The following is a 21,468-nucleotide window of genomic DNA, read 5'->3' on the forward strand; positions in this document are numbered from 1 at the left end:
CTAGGATACCTGGCAGGCGACTCGATGCTGTCTTCATTCATATTGAAACCCGGAATAAGATCGCATTTTCGTATGGATTCCGGAGATTCTACAATTTTTTTGCTATAAAATCAATAATTTAGTTTCTAGACAGGCTCTGAGGCCCCTGGATCATCAGGGCTAGGCCCAAGTCTGAATAAGCATTGGAGCGAAGCACCGCGATCATCTCCTCGGGCCTATCGGCAATCAGCAGGGAACTAGGGATATTGCCTGGCTCAATGGTCATTGCAGCTTGGACCAGCACTCTACGGCTCGTCTCGTAGGCTAATGGAGGCCCCATCATGTCGATCTTGGAGGCGAATGCCATGGCGATGACTTTGTACCAGGGAGATACAGAGTCAGCTCGCTTTAGGGCATCCTCACTTTTCGCCATGAAGGTATCATAGTGGGCAACGTCGTTGGATAGCCAATACGCCACGGCGAGCTCCCGGTAAATCACATACTGGGCAAAAAGTCCCCGCACATCCCCGGTGTTGACGCGCAGAAATGCTCCCTCGAACTCCCGTAATTGTTGGATGATCGCCCGCAGCTTTTCGACAATTTCTTGGTCCTGAGCGACCTTCCCCAAGGCGAAGTCCGCGGCATCGAGGTCCGCAGTCACCCTTTGGAAATCGGGTGTCTCAGAGCTTTGGCTGACCTCGTCTATTCCACCGACGACAAAGTCAAATTGTTTGGACCTGTTCAATGCCTGCCGATCCAGAAAGGCCCTCACTATGATCTTTTGCAGGCTGGGGAGTGAACGAGTGAATTTGAGCCAGGCGCGCTCCCAGTCCGTGGGCAGTCCAGAGTTGGCTTCCGCACTCTTTACCACTCCGGTCGCCAGGTTCTCGTAACCGGCAAGTCCAAGCGCCTGCACATAGCGCTCGGTGGCCGCTAGGCTTGCCCGGTCCGAGTCGTAGGCCATCCGCGCATACATGAGCGCATCATCGGTCGCCCACTCACGCATGGCGAGTTCGGAAAGGAAGACATAGAGCATTGAAAGTCTGGCCCGGATCACGGTCTGATCAGTGCCCTGAGCTCGCGCCTTTTCCGCGCGCAATTGCTCGGCTTGGAGCATCAAGTTTCGCTTTGCCTTCCTGAGGTCTCCCGCGAGGATCTGTTCGCGAATGGTGGAATCTATATCACCGATAGGCGCAACCGGCCAGGGCGCAGAGGCGCGAAGCAATTGTTGCAACGCATCATCCGAATGCTTCAAGCGTTCCGCCATCTCCTGGCTGGCCTTGGCCTGCTTACTAACCTGACGTTCCATATCCCCGGGCACACAGAACTGCCAATAGGTCAGCATGCTGGCGCCCATTGCGAAAGCGCCCCCAAGGACGCTAAGGGAGACCTGATGTCGTTGGATCGCGTCTCGAGCCCAAATTAGTAGCCGATTTAATAGCATAGAACTACGTCGCCTGCGTTTCGGGTATACATATCTTTTGAGAACGATACCCAAGTGGCATCGCCGGCATGCAAGTGGGGATAATGGGTAGGGCCAATTATACTAGCAGACAATCAGACCTGGAAGGCGGATAGACGCAGGACAATCCGCCATTCCCAGGCCACACATGATGGCATTATGTACTATGTGCTGGGATACTAACCCGTCATCCGCCGCCGATTCATAGAAGCCAGCCGAATGGCTGGCAATCAAGGCCGGTCTTCCCGACCGGCCCTCTCTGGACTCAATCTCCCACCAACACCGTCACGACCGCGCTCCAATCACCGTGGGGCTCGTCCTTGCCCCACCAGCACAGACGATAATCGCGGCTTTCCGGTGTGTGGGGGACGGCGAGCGGGCGGTCATCGTAGACGCTGCCCCGGGTGAAATGGCCGTAGAGTTCCCAACCACCACCATTGATTCGGCTTTCAACGACGATTCCGCCATGATGGCCTTTGGTGCAATGGATGTACACCCGGAAGCCCTTGGCGTATCGCTCCAGCACGGCTGGTGAACTCGGGCGCCGGATCATCGACCACGGCGGCGATTACCACGATGCCGAGTTCCCGGCTGAGATCGTCAGCATAGCCGGGGTGCAGTTTAGTCCGTTGCACCTGATTGAACAACCGGCTCAGTGCGCCGGGGATGATGGGAGCGGGCGGGGCGGGATACGGCCCGGGGGTGGGGACCGGAACCGGATCGGTTCCAGTGCCGGTGGCGATGAGCGCCTTGAAGGCGGTGTTGTCGAGGGTATCCTGGCGAACGATGGACTCTCACCGATGACGTGGGCGCGCTGGGTTTCTGGCAGGGGGTAGAACATCGAGATTTTGTAACCGGTCTTCTTCATGACCACATTGATCGGCGCCTTGCACACCGCATCGTCACCCATGGTGCGTCGGGCCAGACCGCGGCGGTGCAGTGCCGCCAAGGCGCGGGTCAGTGACAGGCTGGTCGCGCGCGCCCGCGAACCGAGCGTCCCTTGGGGACCGCTGAAGGGATAAAGGTTGCCCCAGGTCCCGGCACACCAAAAGAGTGTGTCCAGCGGGGTGCCGGCGGTGGCCGCCGCCGCATCGCCCAGACAGGCGGCCAGGGCCACGGGATTGGCAAGCCAGGCGGCCTCGGGGTTGGTGAAGAAGGCCAGTTCATCGTCGTTCCAGGTCGGATCGATCTCGGACAGATAGAGGATGTCGAAATCGACGATGCCGTCACGGTTGCAGCGGCTATCGACGAAGAGATCCAGCAGGAACAGCAGCGGAAAGGCGTACCAGTGATAGTTCTGGAACCCGCCATCCCCGGAGTCGTAATCGGCCTTCCCCGAGGTGCCGAGCAGCCGCTTGCTGCCCAGCGGCAAGCGCATGCCGCCCAGCGTCGGTGAACACCCGGGCGCCCGCGTCAGCTCGACCAGCCGCGCCGGCTCCCAAAAGCTGATCGTCAGCCCAGGATGCGGGAAGCCCCCGCCGTCGTTGCACAGGCACGCCGGTTGGCGCGACGCCCCGGCCGGCACGCTCCCGCCAAAGAGGGACAGCCCGGCGATACGGATCGGAAACAGGCAGGCCCAGCAGATATCCGTGATCAGTTTTGCGGAGAACAGCTTGGCATCCGGACAGCCCGGATTGGACGCCAGCACCGTGGTGGGCGTGAGGCTGGTCAGCGCAAGCGACCACGCGAGTAGCGTGGCGATGAGCGTTCGGTCCGGGCGGTTACTCATGACGGGCCTCCGGGGCCTGCGCGACGGGTAGTTCACTGATGACAAAGACCTGGCCCCGCGCCTCCACCATGGCCGGTACGCGCTCCAAGGCAAACCGCGCGCGCACGTCCGGGGTGAGCAGATAGACCGGGGCGTCCAGGCGCCCGCAGACCCTCCCAGCCCTGGATGCGGTCGAAGGCGGTGGCCAGATACAGCGGCCGCAACGCCCCCGCGCTCTCGCCCAGACGGCGGGCGATCTCGACCTGGCGGGGATCGGAGGCATCGAAGATGACCAGGCGATGCGTGAAGGGCAGTCGATCCAGCGGATTGACGGTGTCACCGGCGCGGATCAGTGCAGTCCCATCCGGCAGGATCAGGTCGGCGCTGGCCGTGATCGTCGGATCGATGGTGCGCTCCCGGGCCGCAGTGGCGGCGGGGAGCCCCTCGAAGGCGGCCCGCTGCCAGTATCGCCCGATGGCCGCCTCCCGCATGGCGTTCAGATCTAGGGCTGCGAAGCGGCGCTGCATCTCCTCGATCAGGTCGGGTTCGCTGAAGGCGACCACCGGTCCGCGCACCCCCAGATCGCCGCGGGTCCCGGCGCCCAACTGCGCACGCAGCCAGTCCGGCGCCGACAGGCCGCTGACCCGGGCCACCTCGCCGGTGGCGTCGCGGGCGCTGATGACGGGCACGACCGTGATCCCGGCGTCGCGAAAGGGCGTGGGATCGAGTTCGACCGTGGGCAGTGGGTCGAGGTCTTTGAGGAGGGCCTGGATCGCGTGGATGGCGTCCATCATCCGCTCGCCCGGGTTGATGCCACGAAAAACGACGCGCACGTCCGCACCGATGGCCCCGCGGAAGATCGCCCGCAAGGCCTCAGCGCCCAGGGCGCGGGAGACGAAGACGGTGTAGGTGATGCCGGTGCTGGAAGCAACGCCGGCACGCGGCCCGGCGGCCGGCTGCGGTGCGCCGCACAGTTGCCCCAGGTCCTCGCAGGCCGCGGCGGACGGCGGGGCCTGCCCCTGCCGATCCAGTTCCGTCTGCCCCAACGCCGCGCCGGCGCTGGCCGCCGCCGGGTCGGGTGCCGTGCGTAACCAGGCCGGGGCTTGGGCGCGGCCAGCGGCGGTCTCGATCGCGTGCGCCTGATCGCGGATGGCCCGCAATCCCAGGGGGTCGGCGTCGGCGCCAAGGGTCGGTAAGGCCACCAGGGTGATGAGCACACCCAGCAGGGTGGTACCCACTCTAAAATATCGCATAGGCTCTTCCGCGAATCTGGGCCAGGGGGAGCGCGCCCCAATAGCGGGCGTCATAACTGTCGGGGGTGTCGCCCATCATCCAGACCGCAGTCGATGGCGAGCCGAAAGCGCGTCCCGAGGTATAGCCCAAGCACGGCGAGCACCAGCAACAGTGGTCCGGCGCGGCGCCAGAACTGGCCGGTCGCCAGCGGATTGAGGCGTGCGGTCACGGCGTGCCCCGCGGGTGCAGGAAGAGGGCCGCGGGCGCTTCGATGACCGCCGCGGCGTCCAGCACCAGCACCCCGCCGTCGGCCAGTTGGCGGGCGAGGTCGCGTTGCCGCGCGATGGTGACCCCCATTTGGTCGGACGGCACGCCGCGCATGGCGCGGGCGATGTCGATGATGATCACCGGGGGACGGGTGGCCAGTTCGGCGACCAGGGGGCGGGTCGCCCACTGCCCACCGACATAGCCGCCCGCCGCGCCGGCCAGGCTGGCGATGACGACCAGGAACAACCGGCTTGCCCGGCCGCGCGTGGGTGGCGCCGTGACCGGCGACCCCGGATCAATGGCGACGGACTCAGGCACCGGCACGGTCCTCCAGCAGCTGGTTGATCGCCTCCGTGACCGACCGCCCCCCGGCCTGAAGCCGCTGGATGGCGGCAACATCGGTGGGACGGGTCGAGTAGAGGAGCCGCCGGAAGTCGTCCACCACCAGCCGGCCGATGCCGCCGCCGCGGTCGCTGGTGAGGATCATGATCTCGGAGTAGGCACCGGGTACGGTATGCACCGTCTTGAGCAGCTCCGCCGCCCCCTCGCCCATCGGCAGCCGGTTTTCGGCCAGCAGTTGGTCGATTGCGTGCGCCGGTTGGGCCAGGAGCAGGGTGTGGGCGCTGTTGTTGGCGATGGCCCGCCCGGTCGGGTTGGCGTAGAGGTCGGCCAGGGACTGCGTCAGGGTGATCGCCGCGCCGTTGTATTTGCGAAACCGTCGGTAACCCGACTCGATGAACTTGGCCACATCCCCCTGGGTCAGCAGGTCCCAGGCCTCGTCGATCATGACCAGCTTCGGCTGTCCCTTGTGTCCCAGGTACATGACCTGTTGGATCTGGTAGATCAGCTGCAACAAGATGACCTGCTGCAGGTGCTTGCGGCCCTTCAGCTCTTCGAGCTCCAGCACCACCAGGTCCCGGTCGAAGGCGATGGTGTTGTGCCCTTGAAACCAGCGGCCATACTCCCCCGCCGAGGTAAAGGCGTAGAGCTGCATGCCCACATCGGTGAGCCGCTGATCGGTGCAGGCGGTGAGCGCCGTGGCAATCGCGTCAATGTTCATCGCGTGGCCCAACGCGTCCCACACGTCCTTGAGCACCCGTTTGATGCCCGCGGTTTGGAAGTCGGTCAGGGGTTCCGTGGGTGCCGCCATCGCGGCCACCAAGCCGATGATCACGTCCTCCTCCTCGCCCCATTCGCGGATCAGCTCGAAGGGATTGAGCGAGATGTTCGACTCCCGGGTAAAGGCGATAAATTGCCCGCCCAGGGTGTCGCACAGCTTCTCGTAGGAGCGGCCCACATCGATGACCCAGCAGCGCCCGCCAATGCTCAGATTGGTCGAGATCAACTCGTTGGCCAGGAAGGACTTGCCCGAGCCGCTGGAGGCCGCCACCACGGCGTTGTAGTTGCTGAGCGAGCCGAACAGATCCAGATTCATGAGCTGGCCGTTGCGCCCGACCAGATTCAGCACCGGATCGCCGGCGCCCTTCCAGTCGCCAAACACCGGCATCAGGGCCGTGACGTGACTGGCCGCCAGGGTCCGGTAGCGCATCAGGTTGGGTAACGCCTCGCGGTCCGGCCCGAACGGCAGGCAGTGCAGGAACAGCGGCAGGCTGAAGAACTGGTCCGGCATGACCTGGAACCCGAGTTCCCGCCAGTAGGTGCGCAAGTTGGAGGCCGCGGCGTTCGCCTCCGCCTGGGGCGTAAACAGCACTAGCCCCAGGTAGCACTGCACGGCCCGATCACCGTCATCCAGTAGCTGGAACAGCACGTCATACCCATGTTTGCGATGGGCGAGCGCCGGCAGATAGTTCACCAGCTGCGGCGTCGCCTGGTGGGTGGCAAACTGGCGCCCGGCGTTGAGCTGCACCCGGTTGCTCTCCGCATCGGGAAAACTCAGGTTCATCACGACCAGGACAGTGTGGCGGATACCGCGTGAGCCGGACATGGCATCGCCAAGATAGCGCGCTGCCATGCCGAACCCGACGCGGTCCGGGAAGCGTTTGACACTCATGGTCTGAATGCGCTCAGGGCCGATGGTGATGCCTTTGGCGTCGACCTCGATGGCGTGCATGAAATCCAGGACCTGCTCGCGAATCAGCAGATTGGGATCGCAGTCTGGAACGATGTGGTCGCGCCATCCCGCCTTCGGGTCCCAGTTCAGAATGACCATCATGATGCGGACATAGCGGTCCGCGGTCAGTGGATGCGGATACAGACCGGCAGTCTTGAGGACCTGGAAGGCGGCGGCCGCGAGCTCCTTGGCCTCGTGCAGTTCGTGCTCGTTGGCGACGGTCTCGGCCAGCGGCAGCTTGATGGTCACAATCACCTGGAGATCGCGCAGGCGCAGATCGCTGCCGGGACCCAGGGCGCGATCGGTCCCGGCCCGCAGAAACTGGGCGCACCGCTGGGTGGTGGTGCGCAATAACTCATCGCCATGGCCGATGCGCAGCACCTGCATCCGCGCCAGTTGCTCTTCCAGGTCGGGCGAGGTCCAGAGGGCGATCTGCATCAGGGTGTTGGCGGGCCAGTCCAGATTGATCAGCATCGACAGGCGGTCGGCCTGCGCGGGGTCCGCGCCGGCCAGCGGCTCGCACTCGAAACCAAACCCGAGCGTGCGGTCGTCACACTGGAAGAGGTGCGTGTCGGAATCGTAGGCCAGCACGGGGAAGAGGTCAGCGGCCCGCTGGCCTTGGAACGTGCGGTGATTCATGAGCGATCATTTCCAGTGAAGACAAGCAGATGACCAGCGGTTGGCTGGGCATCCACGAAGGGGGACAGGACTGACGCCGTCCCCGGTCGACCGGATACCGGTCGGTGCGGGACGCTGTGCTCAGATGCCAACGATGACCATGACAGGGAGGGTCGCCGTGACCGTCGCGGTGATGATGTTGGGTGCCAGGAACATGCCGACGCCGGCCGCGATACCCGTGGCGAAGCCCATGACGCTACCCTTGGTGACCCCCGCGATCAGGCCGACGATGATGAAGATGGCCGCGACGATGCGTCCCAGATAGCCGGTCATCCAGCCGGTGAGCATGGTGTAGAGCGGGGTGAATTCGGTCCCACCGGTACCGGCGTGTGCCGTTCCCGCCGTGAACAGTACGGGGATGGTCAACAGGACCAGCAACGCGCCTGCGGCCACCGGTGGGCGGGACAGGGCGGACGGGAGATGGTTCGATAAGGGAGTATTCGGTTTCATGGTGATGGGTCTTGGCTCTTTGAATGTTGCTGTGGGTGGGTGGCGTTCTTAGCCGCCCACGATGACCATGACGGGCAGGGTCGCCGTGACCGTCCCGTCGATGATGTTCGGCGCCAGGAACATGCCGACGCCGGCCGCGATGCCCGTGGCGAAACCCATGACACTACCCTGGGTGATCCCCGCGATCAGGCCGACGATGATGAAGATGGCGGCGACAATGCGCCCCAAGTAACCGGTCATCCAACCCGTGAGCATGGTATAGAGCGGAGTAAATTCGGTCCCGGTCGTACCCGCATGTGCCGTACCCACCAGCAGCATGGCGATGGCTAATACGACCAGAACCGTCAACCGGATCAGCTGTTGGCGGGATAGACCGGACGCGAGCCTCGGTGGCGCTGGATAACTCAGTGGCATGGTCGTTTCCTCTTGTCTGGTTGAATATTGGTGGATGATGGGATAGCGGACCCAATACGCCCGATAAGCGTTGCTTGGGTTGGCCGTTAGGACATCGACTTCATTAGGCGCCGCGCCGGCCGGTACTTGGCGGCGGCGGTATGGCGGCCTGAGTGCGTGGATCGATACCGACAATTGCGCCTATTCCGGTCGGCGGCGGTGGCGATTCGGCGCGTGTTTCCACCTGGAGTGGGCGCAGTACGCTGTAGCGGGAGGACGGCGATTGCTCGCCGTAGCTCCACTTGGTAGGGTCGACTTCGACGTAGACGGTCGATGGCGCATGGAGGTCACCACGCTGGTCCTCCCAGGCGGCCAACCAGACCTGCATCGTGGTGGAGGACGCCTGTTTCGGCGTGAACTCCGCGGGTCGCTGGTCAACGGGGTCGGACCGGACGGTGGCTTTTGTGGCCCCGAGCGGAATACAGCCGCTGAGGCACCAGGCCGCCAGACAGCACGCGACGTAGGCACACGCCCTCCGGTTGATCATGGCTGCAAGCTCCCGGGTTGGTTAGTGGTACCGCCACAGCACGGCACCTGCCAGCGGGTGGTGAGGGTACTGGGACGCCGGGCCGCGGCCGGTGAGGGTCCCTGACCATCGGTGATGGCGTAAACTTCAGACGGTGGTAGGCACATCGGCTTATCGGGCATTCCTGGGCAGGCATACTTGGTGTTTTCCGCACAGGCGCTCAGGACCAGCGCGATGAGAATGAGCGCGAGTCGCGGCATTGATGGGATCATTGGCGGTCCTCACCGGTCGGCTGCAACGGTTCCAGCCAAGCGGCCAGGTCGCTGGGCTGCCCTTGGTGCATGCGCCCGTCCGGCGCGATCAGGAACGGCGTGCCTTGGATGCCTAGGATCTGGGCAGTGACCAGGGTGCGTTGAGCGGTCTGTTGGCCACAGGACCCGGTCGGCGTCGGCAACGGCTCGTCGTGGGCCAAGAGAGCCTTGAGCGCGGCCGCGGGATCGGTCGCGGCCAGACAGTGCAGCGCCAGGACCACGGGCTGCGACGGCGCGGAGAGCGGCAGCGGGATCAGCCGAAACCGATAGCGATCGGTCAGGGCCGGCAGGTCCTGATACAGCGCGCGACAGTGCTCGCATTGCGGGTCCACGAAGACGATGACATCGCGGCCGGCCCCGTCGTTGATCGCCCCCAGGTCGGCGGCATCGAGCTTGAGGCGCCGCAGATCGATCCGGCCGGCCAGCGTCTCGGCCTGCTGGTAGGAGGTCAGTTCCGCGCCGTGCCACAGGTCCATGACGGTGCCCCGGATCAGGTAACGGCCGTTGTCGGTGATGAAGAGGAGTCGGCCATCCGTGGTTTCGACCGCCTGGATGCCTGCCACCGGCAGGCGTGTCATGTGCTTGATGGCCACGCCATCGGCCAAGGGGCCGGCCCCCGGGACTGACCCGGGCGCCGCCGACGCGGCGACCGACTGCGACAGGATCGCAGCAAGCATGAATTTCGACAGACGGAGAAGACGCATCGAGTGGAGGCCGCACGGAAAATTGACGTGCGGCAAGGATGCCGTAACGCAAGCTCGGCGCGTGAGGGCGCAAGGTGCCCGTTTGGAGGGGGGAATGCGGGAGGTGGGGGCTGGTGAGGGGGTTCAGCGCTGAAGCGCCTGCGCTGTGCCACCCCACGCTGCAAGGCATTCGGTGTGCGAAATTAGCCTTTACTCATCCTTGGGCGGCCCCCCCAACGTGCGAGCCGAGTCGCCTGAACCCCGCATCACCGCTGCGACTCAAGTGGTCAGGCTAAAAATACTATCCGGCCAGTGGTCGGCAGTGATCCCCTGCAGGGCGGTAAGAATGCGTGCGGCCAGGATGGGGTCTACCTGACCGTCGGTCTTGACCTCAGGCCGACCCGCTAGAGCCCCTTGCAGTCCCTGGACAATGGCCCGCGCGGTGTCGGCGATGCGACCGCGCCGGGCTAGCAACGTGTGGAATTCGTCACTGGACAGGCAGTGGAGGAAGGTGGTCACCACCGTTTCTTCCTCCCAGTGTCCGGGGTCACTAAAGGCCACGACCAGTTCCAACCAGTCCAGGACCTCGGCCGCGAGGCCGATGGCTTGTAGCTCCCGATAGGTTCTCGGCCACCGGTTGCGGGGTGTTTTGCGTAACCAGTTCGAGAGGGCCAGCGGCGTTCGACCGGGATGCGCGTCGGCCGGCCGCCTTGGGCCGGGTGCCGACGGCTGGCTGCCAGTGTCAGCCCGTCGCAGAAAGGCGGGCAGTTCCAGCGAGTCCTGGTCATCGCCTATCGGGGCGCTCGGCCCGGCAGACGACGCACGCGGATACACGCACACCGATGCGGGGGACGGTGGCAGCGGCTCGCCCGCGGACCCTTCGGCCAGGGAGAACCGGACGCCAGGACTGACGACCGACCCCGTCCCACCCCAACCCGCCGGGACCATCTGGGCCACCTGGTGGAGTTCCGGCATCTGCGTCGGCGTCTCCCCTTCGACCCGGGAATGGACCAGCAGAAAATTGGTCCGGTCCGTGACCAACTGGTAGGCGACGGCCAGGTCGACTGCGTCTGCGGCCGACAGGGATTGGATCCGATCCATGGCGGCCATCCGCGCCAAGGCGTCACCCCCACGGGCGCTGCCGGGAGCGAGGCCAGGATCATCAAGGGTGGCACACGCGATCTCTGTGGCCTGCGTCTCACCCGGCGGCACCCCCAGCAGGCGAACCGTGCCGGCCGGCACGCGCGCAAAGGCCGCGAAGCAGTTCACCGTGTCGTCGTCGAAGATGGCGGTCGCCAGAGGCGAGACCCACAGGGGTACCTGACCCTCCGGCCAGACCAGGCGCAGCCCCGACAGCCGCGGTGACCGCAGCCGGGCGAACATGCGCAGCACCGCGGGTTCCACCGCCTCGCCCGGGGCGACGAAGTCGCAGGCCCCACCCGTCGCCGCCGCCAGACGGCGCAGATGCCCCTGCGCCGGACTGGCCCCGATCCCCACCACGAAGACCCGGTGGCCGGTGCCCCGGGCGGTCTCGATGAGCCGGTCGATCGCCTCGATCTCCCCGTCGGTGACCAGCAACAGGTCACTGTCGCCGCCGTGCGCCAGGGCGCAGGTGGAAACCAAGGCGCTCTCCATCTCGGTGCCCCCAAGGTCCGCCTCCAGTGCCCCGACCCACCGCTGGGCGGCCAAGCGGCTCACCTCGGTCATCGACCACAGCCCCCGGGAGCGATGCTCGACCGTGCTGCCGAAACGCGACAGGCAGAAGCGGTCCGCCGGCCCCAACTGGAGCAGGACGGCCTGCAGCGCCCGCCGCGCGGCGGCGATGCTGTCCCCCGCCATGGACCCGGAGCAGTCCACCAGGATCTTGAGCGCCTGACCCCGGGTCTGAACCGGCATCCGCGGCAGGAAACTCGCCAGCACCACGACTTGGTCCCCACTGGGATCCGCAACCGGGTCCCGCGCCATGACGGCCACGGACGGCTGGGCCAGTTGATCGATCACCAACACGAAATCCCGATCCAGGGCGCCCTGCCGGGCCAGCGACACGGTGAGCACATCCGCACCGACGCCATCCTCGCGACCCACGGCAATGGGGTGGCTCGGTGAGGCGACCCGCGCCCGCGCGAGATCACCGTGCAGGCGCAGACGAATCGCGAAGGGATAGACCGCCAGGAGGTTGAACTCGGCGACCTGGTGGGGCTGCAACCCGCCGTCGCGCACCGGGTCCCCGTAGCGCGGGGCGATCACGGTCGGGATCAGCAGACGCAGACCACCCTGCTCGAATGCAAGCACCTGGGCGTAGCGCAAGGTGATCTGGCAGACCTCACCCGCCAGCAGGTTGCCGAGGTTCAGGCTGTAGCTGCCGTCGTGTTTAAGCTCCAGCATGATGGCCGACTGCCCCTGGCTCAGGGCCTCCTCATAGCGGGCCTCGGCCTGGCGCTTCTCGACCACCGAACCGGTCAGGTGTTGCCCGTTGAGGATGACGTCCACGCCCAGCAGCACGGCCCCCCAGGGGAGCGGGAAGCGATAGACCACCTCCATGTTCGTCTTGGCGGTATTGCGGAAGCGCTGTTCCACGGACATTTCCAGCAACAGCCCCCGTAGATCGCCGGTGGCGACCAGGCCCTCCAGCATCGCCGGCCGACCATCCCGACTCTCCAACCGCGCACGCGCATCCAGTTCCATCGTCTCGCCCCTACCTTACTGTTGCTCTTGTTTCGCGGCACCGTCCGCGGATGACTCAACGGTCACCGCGGCGAAGGCCGCCATCACGCCCTGCACGAAGGACCGCACCTGCTCGGGCGTCAGCCCCGCCCGCCCCGGGTCGATCACCACCTCCACGCCCGCCGCTACTGCCAGATGACTATAGACCGTCACCGATCCCAGCGCCTGATACCGTGGCGGCACCGGCGGTGGTTCGCCCTGCAGCAGCGCACGGATACGCTCCAGGGAAACCCCGGCCGCGGTCCATTTCTTGATCTGAAGCAGTTGCTCCAGATGGCGGGGGCCGTAACGGGCCGCCCGGGTCTCCCCCTGGGGCCGGTCCACTAGGCCGATCTGGATGTAATAGCGCAGGGTGCGCGCGGACAGATCGGCGAGGACGCAGAGCTCGGACAGGGGGTAGTTGGGTTCGGAGACTGGTAGGTCTGTCATGGGCCGCATTGAAACACTTGCACTGTCGCGAAACAAGTGCTTTAATCTTTTCCATGGTCGGAAACCGCCGACACTTTAGGACTGCGTCGCGTCGCTTGACGTCTATTGCAGCCGATGGATTTTGGGCGTAAATTCCGCGTCCTTGCCGGGCACCTCGCCCGGCTTCGTCAGTTAATCGTATAGGGTACCGTGAGCATTCAACGTCCTGACCATTGCACCGTCACACTGTCAGCCGCCTGCCTTGGCGGTGGGTGCTGTGCTGCCTGGACGCACGGAATATCTCAGGACCCATGCAGCGCAGTCATGGCGGACAACCGCCCATACGACCTACAGTCGGCTAAGTCGCGGCGCAATAACCGCCCAGGCTTTACGACGTCCAAAACCATCTGATTGTCTGACCGGCAACCCCGTCAGCCGATCTGGCGGGGCAGCAAGAGAACCGGTACCACTTTTCCGGCCGATGACTCCCCCCGCCGTCCAGGCACGGACAAGCCGTGCCCGTTACCGAAGGGAGGGAGCAATGGCGAACAAGCAACTTTTCGCATCCAGCCGGGGCCGTCTGCTGCCGGGCGCCGATACCGTCAATGAGGCCGGGGGCTTGGCCTATGCCTTGCCGCCCAAGGCCGCCCTGGCGCAACTGGTCATGACCGGCACCCTGGGCAACGCCTTCTACGCCAACGCACAAGCGCAACTTGATGCGCTGCTCGACTGTGCACGTCAGGTGGACCCGCTCTATGTGGCGAAGACCGCGGTCTTCGCCCGTCGGCACGGGTACATGAAGGACACCCCGGCGGTCCTGGTGGCCATGCTCACCCTGAGTTCGCCGGATCTGGCACGCCGCGCCTTCGAGCAGGTGGTCGACAACGGTCGGATGCTGCGTAACTTCGTGCAGGTCCTTCGTTCCGGTGTGCTTGGTCGCAAGTCCCTGGGCTCGGCGCCCAAGCGGATGGTGCAACGGTGGTTGGACGATAGGGCCGTCGCGCAGCTCATGAACGACGCAGTAGGTCAGTCGCCGTCCTTGGCGGACATCATCAAGATGGTCCATCCGCGGCCGGTGAACCCCGAGCGTGAGGCCGTCTATGGCTGGCTACTGGGGCGGACCGTCGCGGCCGAACAACTGCCCGAGCAGGTGCGCACCTACGAGGCGTTCAAGGCGGCCTTGGCCGCGGACGATCGGAAGGCACCGCTGCCGGCGGTGAACTTCCAGTTGCTGACGGCCCTGCCGCTCACTCCGGTCCATTGGATCGAGATCGCACGCCGGGCGCCCTGGCAGACCCTGCGGATGAACCTCAACACCTATGCACGGCATGGCGTGTTCGCGGAGGGGGGAACCGACGGCCTGGTGTCTGACCTGGCGGCCCGGTTGCGGGATGGTGAGACGATCCGCCGTGCCCGGGTGCTCCCCTTCCAGTTGCTCGCCACCTGGCGGGCGCTGGATGAGCGCGTACCGGTCGAGTTGCGCGAGGCCCTGCAGGATGCGATGGAGATCGCCTTGGAGAACGTGCCGGTGCTGGCGGGCAAGGTCTATGTGCTGCCCGATGTGTCCGGGTCCATGGGGGCGCCGGTCACGGGTGCCCGCCAGGGCGCGAGCAGTCAGGTGACCTGCCGGGACGCTGCGGCGCTGATTGCCTCGGCCATCCTGCGGCGCAACCCGTCGGCGCAGGTGATCGCCTTCGATGACCAGGTTCGGCCGCTGGCGCTCAACCCGCGCGACAGCGTGACCACCAATGCGGAGGTCTTGGCTCGGACCGGCGGCGGAGGGACCAATACCAGCCAGCCGCTGGCCTGGCTCAACGGGCGGCAGGCCCGCGGCGATCTGGTCCTGTATTGCTCGGACAACGAGTCCTGGATGGACAGCCAACACGCCGGGGCTACCGAGACCCTGCGCCAGTGGGAGGCGTTCCGGGTACGGAATCCGGCCGCGCGGCTGGTATGCCTGGACCTGCAGCCCTATGCCGGCAGCCAGGTGGTGAGCCGTGCGGACATCCTCAACATCGGCGGATTCTCCGATGCGGTGTTCGAGGTACTGGGTCGTTTCGCCCGGGGCGAGCACGACGGCGAGCATTGGGTGGCGGCCATTGAGGCAGTGGAGGTGTAAAGGGTTCGCCCTGAGGGCGGGAATGCCGGTCGGGAGTACATGACTGCTAATCATGCCCACTCCTCTCGACCATCCTTGTCCCGCCCGCAGGGCAACAAATGAAGAAGTTGTAACAGGTTCGCCCCACGGGCGGGAATGCAGTCGGGAGTACATGTCTTGAAAACATCTCGTCTTTCGACATTCCCTTGTCCCGCCCGTGGGGCAACGATTTCGCGACGAATGCGGTTCGGCAGTACATGGCAATAGCGGTTGGGAACTCGCACCGGGGGATCGCCCCGGGTTACCGGCCTGCTTGACGGGCTGGGAAAAGGAACTGTCGGCCACCTTGTCGTCGCCTTTTTTGTTCGGTTTCGGCAGCGAATGCCGTCAGCGTTACTTTGGGAGCCATGTGTCGCGGGTTCGATTCCCGCCACCGCGCAGGCGGTGTAGCTCAGTCGGTAGAGCACTGGGGGCCTCGTGCCCAAACGTCGACACCCTTGTCGCTGCCACCTTTTTCGCAGGTCCCGGCGCACTGGTCGGGCCAGGAGGCAACCATGCCCATCAAGCAAGTGATCACCGAGGGCGAGAAGCCCGTCAAGGTCTGGACCGACGAGCTTGACCCCTCGGCGCGGGCGCAGTTGGTGAGCCTGTCCAAGCTGCCCTTCATCCATCGCCACGTGGCCGCCATGCCGGACGTACACAGCGGCATCGGCGCCACGATCGGCAGCGTCATCGCCACCCACCAGGCCATCATCCCGGCCGCGGTGGGGGTGGATATCGGCTGCGGTATGGCGGCGGTGCGCCTGTCGCTGCGCGCCAACGACATCGACGAGAAGTCCCTGAAAAAGCTCTTCGACCAGATCAGCCGGGACGTGCCGGTCGGCCGCAACCAACACAAGGACGAGCGCGCCTTGACCGAGGTCGCTCGGCCCTTCGACGCCCAGCTCGCCGCCATGACCGGGAAGCACCCGCAACTGCTCAAGGCCTTCGGGCGCTTCTCAAACTGGGTGAACCAGATGGGGACCCTGGGCGGCGGTAACCACTTCATCGAGGTCTGCCTGGACGAGGCGGATCAGGTGTGGGTGATGCTGCACTCCGGGAGCCGGGGCATCGGCAACGCCATCGGCCACTACTTCATCGAACTGGCCCGGCGGGACATGGAGCGCTGGTTCATCCAGTTGCCGGATCGGGACCTGGCCTACTTCCCCGAAGGGAGCGAGCACTTCGACGACTATGTGGAGGCGGTGTCCTGGGCTCAGTCCTACGCACGAGAGAACCGTGACCAGATGATGCAACTGGTCCTGGCGGCCCTGGCCCGGCACCTGCCGCCCTTCCAGGCGACCATGGCCGTGGTCAACTGCCACCACAACTATGTGGACCGGGAGCATCATTTTGGTAAGAACGTCTGGGTCACCCGCAAGGGGGCCATCCGCGCGCGCGAGGGTGATCTGGGGATCATCCCCGGCAGCATGGGGGCGCGCAGCTACATCGTGCGCGGTCGGGGTAACCCGGAGAGCTTCTGCTCCTGCGCCCACGGCGCCGGCCGGCGCATGAGCCGCACTGCGGCCGAGCACCAGTTCACCGTCGAAGACCTGGCAGCCCAGACCGCGGGGGTCATCTGCCGCAAGGACAAGGGAGTGCTCGACGAGATCCCGGGCGCCTACAAGGACATCGACCAGGTCATGGCCAACCAGGCGGACCTGGTGGAGGTCGTGCATACCCTCAAGCAGGTCGTTTGCGTGAAGGGGTAACTGATATCTGGAGATCGATCGTGCGCAGTGACGACTTGGAGACCCGAATGCGCCGCTTCGAGGCAGCGCTGGATGTCCCGATTCCACCGGGCTTCCAGATCGTGGCCCGCCTGGACGGCCGGAGCTTCACCCGACTGACTCATGAGGTCTGCGACTTCGAGGCGCCCTTCGACCGCGGCTTTCACGACCTGATGGCGGCCACCAGCCGCCACTTGATGGAGTGTGGCTTCAACATCCTGCTGGCCTACAGCGAGAGCGACGAGATTTCTCTGCTGTTCCACCCAGACGATGGCAGTTTCGGGCGCAAGCCGCGCAAGTTGATCTCGGTCCTGGCCGGTGAGGCCAGCAGCGCTTTCTCGCTGGCCCTGGGGCGAGCAGCCGCCTTCGACGCCCGACTCTCGGTCCTACCCGGACCGGAGCAGGTGGTGGACTATTTGCGTTGGCGCATGAACGACGCGGCACGCTGCTGCCTCAATGGCCATGCCTATTGGTTACTCCGGGGCCAGGGGCTGAGTGCGCGGACGGTCGCCGGGCGCTTGCAGGGCATGAGCCGAACCGACAAGCACGAGTTGCTGTTCCAGCACGGCATCAACTTCGATGCCCTGCCGAGCTGGCAGAAGCGCGGCTTTGGCGTTTACTGGCAGGAGAGACAGATCGTCTGCCATAACCCACTGACAAATAAAGAGACCCTAGCGCGCCGGAGGTCGCTTTACACGGACGACGAGCTGCCCTGGAAGGACGACTACGCCGCCGCCATCAGGCGGCTTCTCGCGGGACTGGAATTCCGCGCTGCGGATGGTGACCTCGGATCATCCCCTTAACCTAAACCCCAGGAGCAGAACTTGCCGCAGTTATCAGATCCCGATCGAGCGTCAGCCGGTCCAGACCGATCACGGGAAAGCCGGCCCTCAATTCCCAGCCAGTCCCGGGCGCTGCCTTGCGCGTCGGCATCGGCGAGCAGGACTGTCTCCCCCCCATGGAAAGAGCAGTGCATCCATCACGCTTCGACCGCCTTCACACCCGCTCCATGGCCACGACGCCCGACTTGATGGACCGGCGGGTCCCACCGAAGTTGATATCCAGGATGTCCTGGTCGCGAATGCCGACCACCAGGCCCTCGCCGAAGAAGGGGTGTCGCACCCGGTCGTTGATGCCCCAGCCGCCGGGGGGCACCGGGGCCGTCGGCGGCTGCGCCGACGGTTGGTAGCGTTCCTCAAGCCCCACCTCCCCCAGATAACGGTTGAGCACCGGTGCCGCCTGGAGCGATGCCTCCGGCAAGGGCGCGCCGGGGTCGGCGCCGGACAGCCGGCGGGTGATCGCCTCCCCGAGTGCCGTGCTGGTGCGCAGGTTGGCCTCGAAGGCGAAGGGGCTGGCGGCAGTCTTGGCCTGACCGGGACCGCGGGTGGGGATGCCCAGCCAAGCCGCATCGAACCGCGCATCCGGCGGCACGACCAGCAGGAGTTGCTCCTGGACGCGGGTCATCGCCACATAGGCGAGCCGCCGCTCCTCCTCACGCATTGGCTCCGCACTGGCTCGGCGCGACGGGAACAGCCCGTCTTCCAGCCCGGTGACGATGACCAGGGGGAACTCGCGCCCCTTCACCTGGTGAATCGACGACAGCAGCACCGCATCGCCGCCGGCCTCATAGCGTTCGCGGGACCGCCGCAGCGCATCCATGCGCGTGACGAACTCACCCACCGTGGTGCGGGTGCGCACCGCCCAGTCCAGCAGCGTCTGATAGGCCAACTCCTTTTCGGCCGCCGCCTCACTGGTGGCCGAGGTGGCGAAGGCGCTCACCAGATCGGTGGTGGCGGCGTAGCAGCGCAGCGCATCGGCGGCCGGCCGATCGGCCCAGCCCAGGGCCTCGTGCCACAGCTGCGCACGGTCGGCGATCCGCGTTTCGTGATAGGGCTTCTTGGCCTGGCGGGCGGTCTCCATCAGCAGGGTCGGGGCCTGCGCGGAGGTGCGGACAATCGCATCCGCCAAGGCATCGAGCGTGGCCGCCGTGAGCCACAGGGTCGGGGTTGCGAGCATGTGCCGGACGATCTCGCGGGCGCGCGGCTCGGCGAAGAGGGTGCCGGCGGCCAGGCGCAGGTAGCCGAGCAGGCCGGCGATCTCCGGGACCCGGAAGAGGTCGTCCTTGGCCTTCACATAGGGGATGTCGCGCTCCAGCAGGGCCAGTTCCAGGCTCAGCGTCTGCGCCCAGAGTCGGGCGAGGACCGCGACCTCGCGCAGCGACCGCCCGGCGCGGCGCCAACCGTCGATGGCCGCCACCACCGCGGACTGGTCGCCGGCCGAGGTGGCGCGGATCACGTCGATGCCGGTGTCCGGCGTGGACGGTGCCGAGACGCACAGGGTGTCCATGCGGTTGCGGTTGTTGCCGATCAACTGGGCGGCGGCCAGCGACACCCGGTGGCCGAAGCGGAAGGTTCGGGACAGGGTGTAACGGGTCGCCCCGGGGAAGTGCCGGGCGAACTCGCTGCCCATGACCTCCGGCCGGGCGCCGCGCCAGGCGTAGATGCACTGCGAATCGTCGCCCACCGCGTTCAGGTGCGCCCGGGTGCCCACCAGTTGGATCAGCAACTCCACCTGGACGCGACTCAGATCCTGGAACTCATCGACCAACACCAGGTCCAGCTTGTTCGTGACCAGCGCGAGCGCTTTGGGGTTGGCGCGCATGACCGCCACGGGGTCCGACAGCAGGTCGGCGAAGAACCGCAGGCCGGCACGCTCGCGGGCCTGCTCGAAGCGCGCGAAGGCCCGGACGAAGTAGGCGCAGGACGGCAGCAGGCCAAAGGTCCGGAAGGCGTCCGCGGCGGACAGCAGGTCCGACTTGACCAGCCCGATGAAGGCACGAAATTCCTCGAAGGCATCCTGGCTCGGGTACTCGTCGCTGCCCTCCTCCTTCAGCGCCGCCAGCGCGGCCTCGCGGGCGAGCTTCTTCTCCACTGCGTCGCTGGCTTCCAGGCGGCGGCGGGGCAGCAGTTCATGCTTCTCGAACAGTGCGGTGAGGGACAGCCCCAGGCTATGGAAGGTGGACACCTTGGGCGCGGCGCGGTGCGTCGGCAGTGCGCCCGCGAGGCGGGTCTGGAACTCCTTGGCCGCCTCGCGGTTGAAGGCGAGCACGCGGATGCGTTCCGCCGGCACCCCCTGCTCCAGCAGGAACAGGACCCGGCCGACCAGCATGTGGGTCTTGCCGGAGCCTGCCACGGCGTAGGTCAGGCTGTGGCCGCCGGTGTGCTCGATGGCACGCAGTTGTTCGTCGGTGTAGCCAGAGGAGGCTTGGCCGACCGGGTCGGGTAGCGTGATCACGGGGGAGCACCTCCCTCGTGGGTTGGGACTTGGCGTTCGGCAGCAACCATTGCCAACCACTCTGGCAGCGGGACGAACCGCGGCCCCCACTCAGCACTCGGCAAGTCCGGGTGGGACTGGTCATCGGCCCAGATGATCCAGCCACCGACCTCGTCGGACAGGGCGCGCACCGTTTCCAGCTGCGCGTCGTCCAACGCGTCGTTTCCACGCCTTTGGCTGCCGTCGTGAAGTTCGCCCCACAGTTGGTACTCGATGCCCATCAGCCACCCCGCGCACCAACGATCCTCGCTCACGGCGCTGATGGCTTCGTAGAGGGCGCGTTGCAGCGGGGTCAATCGTTCTTCAGGCGTCATGGTGTTCTCTCTTTGGCCTTGGTTTGGCTACGGGTCTGGGACTACCGCTAACCGACTACGCGGTACGGATGGGACGGGAATTCCGAATGCCATTACGGATCACTTGCCCGTCCGAATGCTTCGCTTTAGATTGTCATATCAGTACAGCGAGAAATGATGAGGTGGAGTGTCAGCGTACAAGCCGCCTGAGTCCAGCCAGCACTGCGCGGCTAGCGAAGCGCCATGGCCACTCTTGCGTCCCCTTCGCAAGCGACTGTACGCATCGGTAGTGTTCCACGCCTCAGTTCCACACCGCCCAACAGCATCCTTAGCCACTGGTTTCTGGCATCTTTTCGTTCGTTCGCCGAACTCTGTCTCCCCCTTTTCCGCTCGGTTCCACGCGCCAGACCCCAGGATTTCGATCGCCTCGACCGCGCGTCGCTACCCGCTATAGTTGCCATTATAGCGGCCAGCTCAATAGCGTCAATAGCGATGAAAATAGATTGCTTTACGTTTTACGCTTTACGCCTTGCGCTGTTCTTGCTAGGCTACTCCCCATGGTTCTAGTCTTTCCATATTACTGAGGTTCCGATGAGCGGCACACCACGACCCGCGACGCCGATAGAGCGCTTTTCAGCGTCCGTAAAGGACGGCCATCTCAAGGGAGCGCTTGATGCGTTGTCATGCCTACCGGTCAATGTAATGAGCGAGGTACTGTTGAGGGCTGGCTTCCGAGTGGCCTTCGAGAAGAGCAAACCCAAGGTTCTGGCCGATGTCAAAGCCCAGCTGATGCAGGCCGTTGCAGTGCGGGAATTACCCCGTAACCCCTGGGAAGAGGAACGAGACATGCCCAGTGATGCGGTGTTCGGCTCCACCCCAGCGATGATCGGGGACAACGAGTGGCGCGTGATCGTCCGACCATCTGATGTTGGCTTTGGTAGCTGAAGTTTCCCTCTTTCACTTAGGCCACGAGCGCCATGACCGCGGCGAGCAGCGGATTTTGCGGGGGTTTGCCCGGATCCGCGCAATCGATACCGAAACCCTCGCCGCCGAGGTCCTGAGCCAGCCGTCGCCGCAGGTCC

At 65.4% G+C, this 21,468-nt stretch carries 20 protein-coding genes; 4 read left to right on the forward strand and 16 right to left on the reverse strand.

All coding sequences use genetic code 11. The annotated features are described in order from the left end of the window. Positions 1–118: 118 nt before the first annotated feature. The 14 genes from QZX93_RS06640 to QZX93_RS06705 all read right to left on the reverse strand — a co-directional run bounded on the left by QZX93_RS06640 (position 119) and on the right by QZX93_RS06705 (position 12,914). Complete coding sequence (locus tag QZX93_RS06640) at positions 119–1,324, reverse strand: hypothetical protein (protein ID WP_295387374.1); 1,206 nt, start codon at positions 1,322–1,324, stop codon at positions 119–121. A gap of 382 nt (positions 1,325–1,706) precedes the next feature. Beyond that, complete coding sequence (locus QZX93_RS06645) at positions 1,707–1,967, reverse strand: hypothetical protein (RefSeq protein ID WP_295387367.1); 261 nt, start codon at positions 1,965–1,967, stop codon at positions 1,707–1,709. 126 nt (positions 1,968–2,093) lie between these two features. Beyond that, a complete protein-coding gene (locus tag QZX93_RS06650; protein ID WP_366759852.1) occupies positions 2,094–3,170 on the reverse strand; it encodes a TraU family protein in 1,077 nt (358 codons plus the stop codon). 32 nt (positions 3,171–3,202) lie between these two features. Further along, a complete protein-coding gene (locus QZX93_RS06655) occupies positions 3,203–4,402 on the reverse strand; it encodes a TrbC family F-type conjugative pilus assembly protein (protein WP_295387361.1) in 1,200 nt (399 codons plus the stop codon). Then, on the reverse strand, positions 4,389–4,481 hold the full coding sequence (locus QZX93_RS06660; RefSeq protein WP_366759861.1) for a S26 family signal peptidase: 93 nt from the start codon (positions 4,479–4,481) through the stop codon (positions 4,389–4,391). The genes QZX93_RS06655 and QZX93_RS06660 overlap by 14 nt, the downstream gene beginning before the upstream one ends. Next, positions 4,453–4,611: a hypothetical protein gene (locus QZX93_RS06665; RefSeq protein ID WP_295387383.1), complete on the reverse strand. Its 159-nt coding sequence runs from the start codon at positions 4,609–4,611 to the stop codon at positions 4,453–4,455. The genes QZX93_RS06660 and QZX93_RS06665 overlap by 29 nt, the downstream gene beginning before the upstream one ends. Then, positions 4,608–4,967, reverse strand: coding sequence for a hypothetical protein (locus QZX93_RS06670; protein WP_295387357.1), 360 nt, complete (start codon positions 4,965–4,967; stop codon positions 4,608–4,610). Before QZX93_RS06670 ends, QZX93_RS06665 begins: the two co-directional genes overlap by 4 nt. Beyond that, positions 4,960–7,359, reverse strand: coding sequence for a type IV secretion system protein TraC (gene traC, locus QZX93_RS06675; protein ID WP_295387354.1), 2,400 nt, complete (start codon positions 7,357–7,359; stop codon positions 4,960–4,962). Before traC ends, QZX93_RS06670 begins: the two co-directional genes overlap by 8 nt. Before the next feature lie 120 nt (positions 7,360–7,479). After that, positions 7,480–7,848: a TraA family conjugative transfer protein gene (traA, locus tag QZX93_RS06680; RefSeq protein ID WP_295387349.1), complete on the reverse strand. Its 369-nt coding sequence runs from the start codon at positions 7,846–7,848 to the stop codon at positions 7,480–7,482. 48 nt (positions 7,849–7,896) lie between these two features. Beyond that, on the reverse strand, positions 7,897–8,262 hold the full coding sequence (gene traA / locus QZX93_RS06685) for a TraA family conjugative transfer protein (RefSeq protein WP_295387344.1): 366 nt from the start codon (positions 8,260–8,262) through the stop codon (positions 7,897–7,899). Positions 8,263–8,365: 103 nt separating this feature from the next. Then, a complete protein-coding gene (locus QZX93_RS06690) occupies positions 8,366–8,788 on the reverse strand; it encodes a TraV family lipoprotein (protein WP_295387339.1) in 423 nt (140 codons plus the stop codon). Between the two features lie 247 nt (positions 8,789–9,035). Next, complete coding sequence (locus tag QZX93_RS06695; protein WP_295387334.1) at positions 9,036–9,755, reverse strand: DsbC family protein; 720 nt, start codon at positions 9,753–9,755, stop codon at positions 9,036–9,038. Between the two features lie 285 nt (positions 9,756–10,040). After that, positions 10,041–12,446: a VIT domain-containing protein gene (locus tag QZX93_RS06700; protein ID WP_295387329.1), complete on the reverse strand. Its 2,406-nt coding sequence runs from the start codon at positions 12,444–12,446 to the stop codon at positions 10,041–10,043. A 15-nt stretch (positions 12,447–12,461) separates the two neighbouring features. After that, positions 12,462–12,914, reverse strand: a complete 453-nt coding sequence (locus QZX93_RS06705; protein WP_295387323.1) for a MerR family transcriptional regulator — start codon at positions 12,912–12,914, stop codon at positions 12,462–12,464. Between the two features lie 520 nt (positions 12,915–13,434). On the opposite strand from QZX93_RS06705, the gene QZX93_RS06710 reads away from it, so the two are divergent. The 3 genes from QZX93_RS06710 to QZX93_RS06720 all read left to right on the forward strand — a co-directional run bounded on the left by QZX93_RS06710 (position 13,435) and on the right by QZX93_RS06720 (position 17,563). Then, positions 13,435–15,012 (forward strand): RNA-binding protein, encoded by a 1,578-nt coding sequence (locus tag QZX93_RS06710; protein WP_295387318.1) that lies wholly within the window; start codon positions 13,435–13,437, stop codon positions 15,010–15,012. A 533-nt stretch (positions 15,013–15,545) separates the two neighbouring features. Beyond that, positions 15,546–16,742, forward strand: coding sequence for an RtcB family protein (locus QZX93_RS06715; RefSeq protein ID WP_295387315.1), 1,197 nt, complete (start codon positions 15,546–15,548; stop codon positions 16,740–16,742). 20 nt (positions 16,743–16,762) lie between these two features. Next, positions 16,763–17,563 (forward strand): tRNA(His) guanylyltransferase Thg1 family protein, encoded by an 801-nt coding sequence (locus QZX93_RS06720; RefSeq protein WP_295387312.1) that lies wholly within the window; start codon positions 16,763–16,765, stop codon positions 17,561–17,563. A gap of 193 nt (positions 17,564–17,756) precedes the next feature. On the opposite strand, the gene QZX93_RS06725 is transcribed toward QZX93_RS06720, so the two are convergent. Continuing rightward, positions 17,757–20,054 carry an ATP-dependent helicase gene (locus tag QZX93_RS06725; protein ID WP_295394461.1) on the reverse strand — a complete coding sequence of 766 codons (2,298 nt, stop codon included), beginning with the start codon at positions 20,052–20,054 and terminating at the stop codon, positions 17,757–17,759. After that, positions 20,051–20,407, reverse strand: coding sequence for a hypothetical protein (locus QZX93_RS06730; RefSeq protein WP_295386144.1), 357 nt, complete (start codon positions 20,405–20,407; stop codon positions 20,051–20,053). The genes QZX93_RS06725 and QZX93_RS06730 overlap by 4 nt, the downstream gene beginning before the upstream one ends. A gap of 570 nt (positions 20,408–20,977) precedes the next feature. Here QZX93_RS06730 and QZX93_RS06735 point away from each other — a divergent pair. Continuing rightward, positions 20,978–21,331, forward strand: a complete 354-nt coding sequence (locus tag QZX93_RS06735) for a hypothetical protein (protein ID WP_295386142.1) — start codon at positions 20,978–20,980, stop codon at positions 21,329–21,331. The last annotated feature ends 137 nt before the right edge of the window (positions 21,332–21,468 follow it).

Origin of the sequence: uncultured Thiodictyon sp. (genome assembly GCF_903946935.1) — a bacterium.
Classification (GTDB): domain Bacteria; phylum Pseudomonadota; class Gammaproteobacteria; order Chromatiales; family Chromatiaceae; genus Thiodictyon.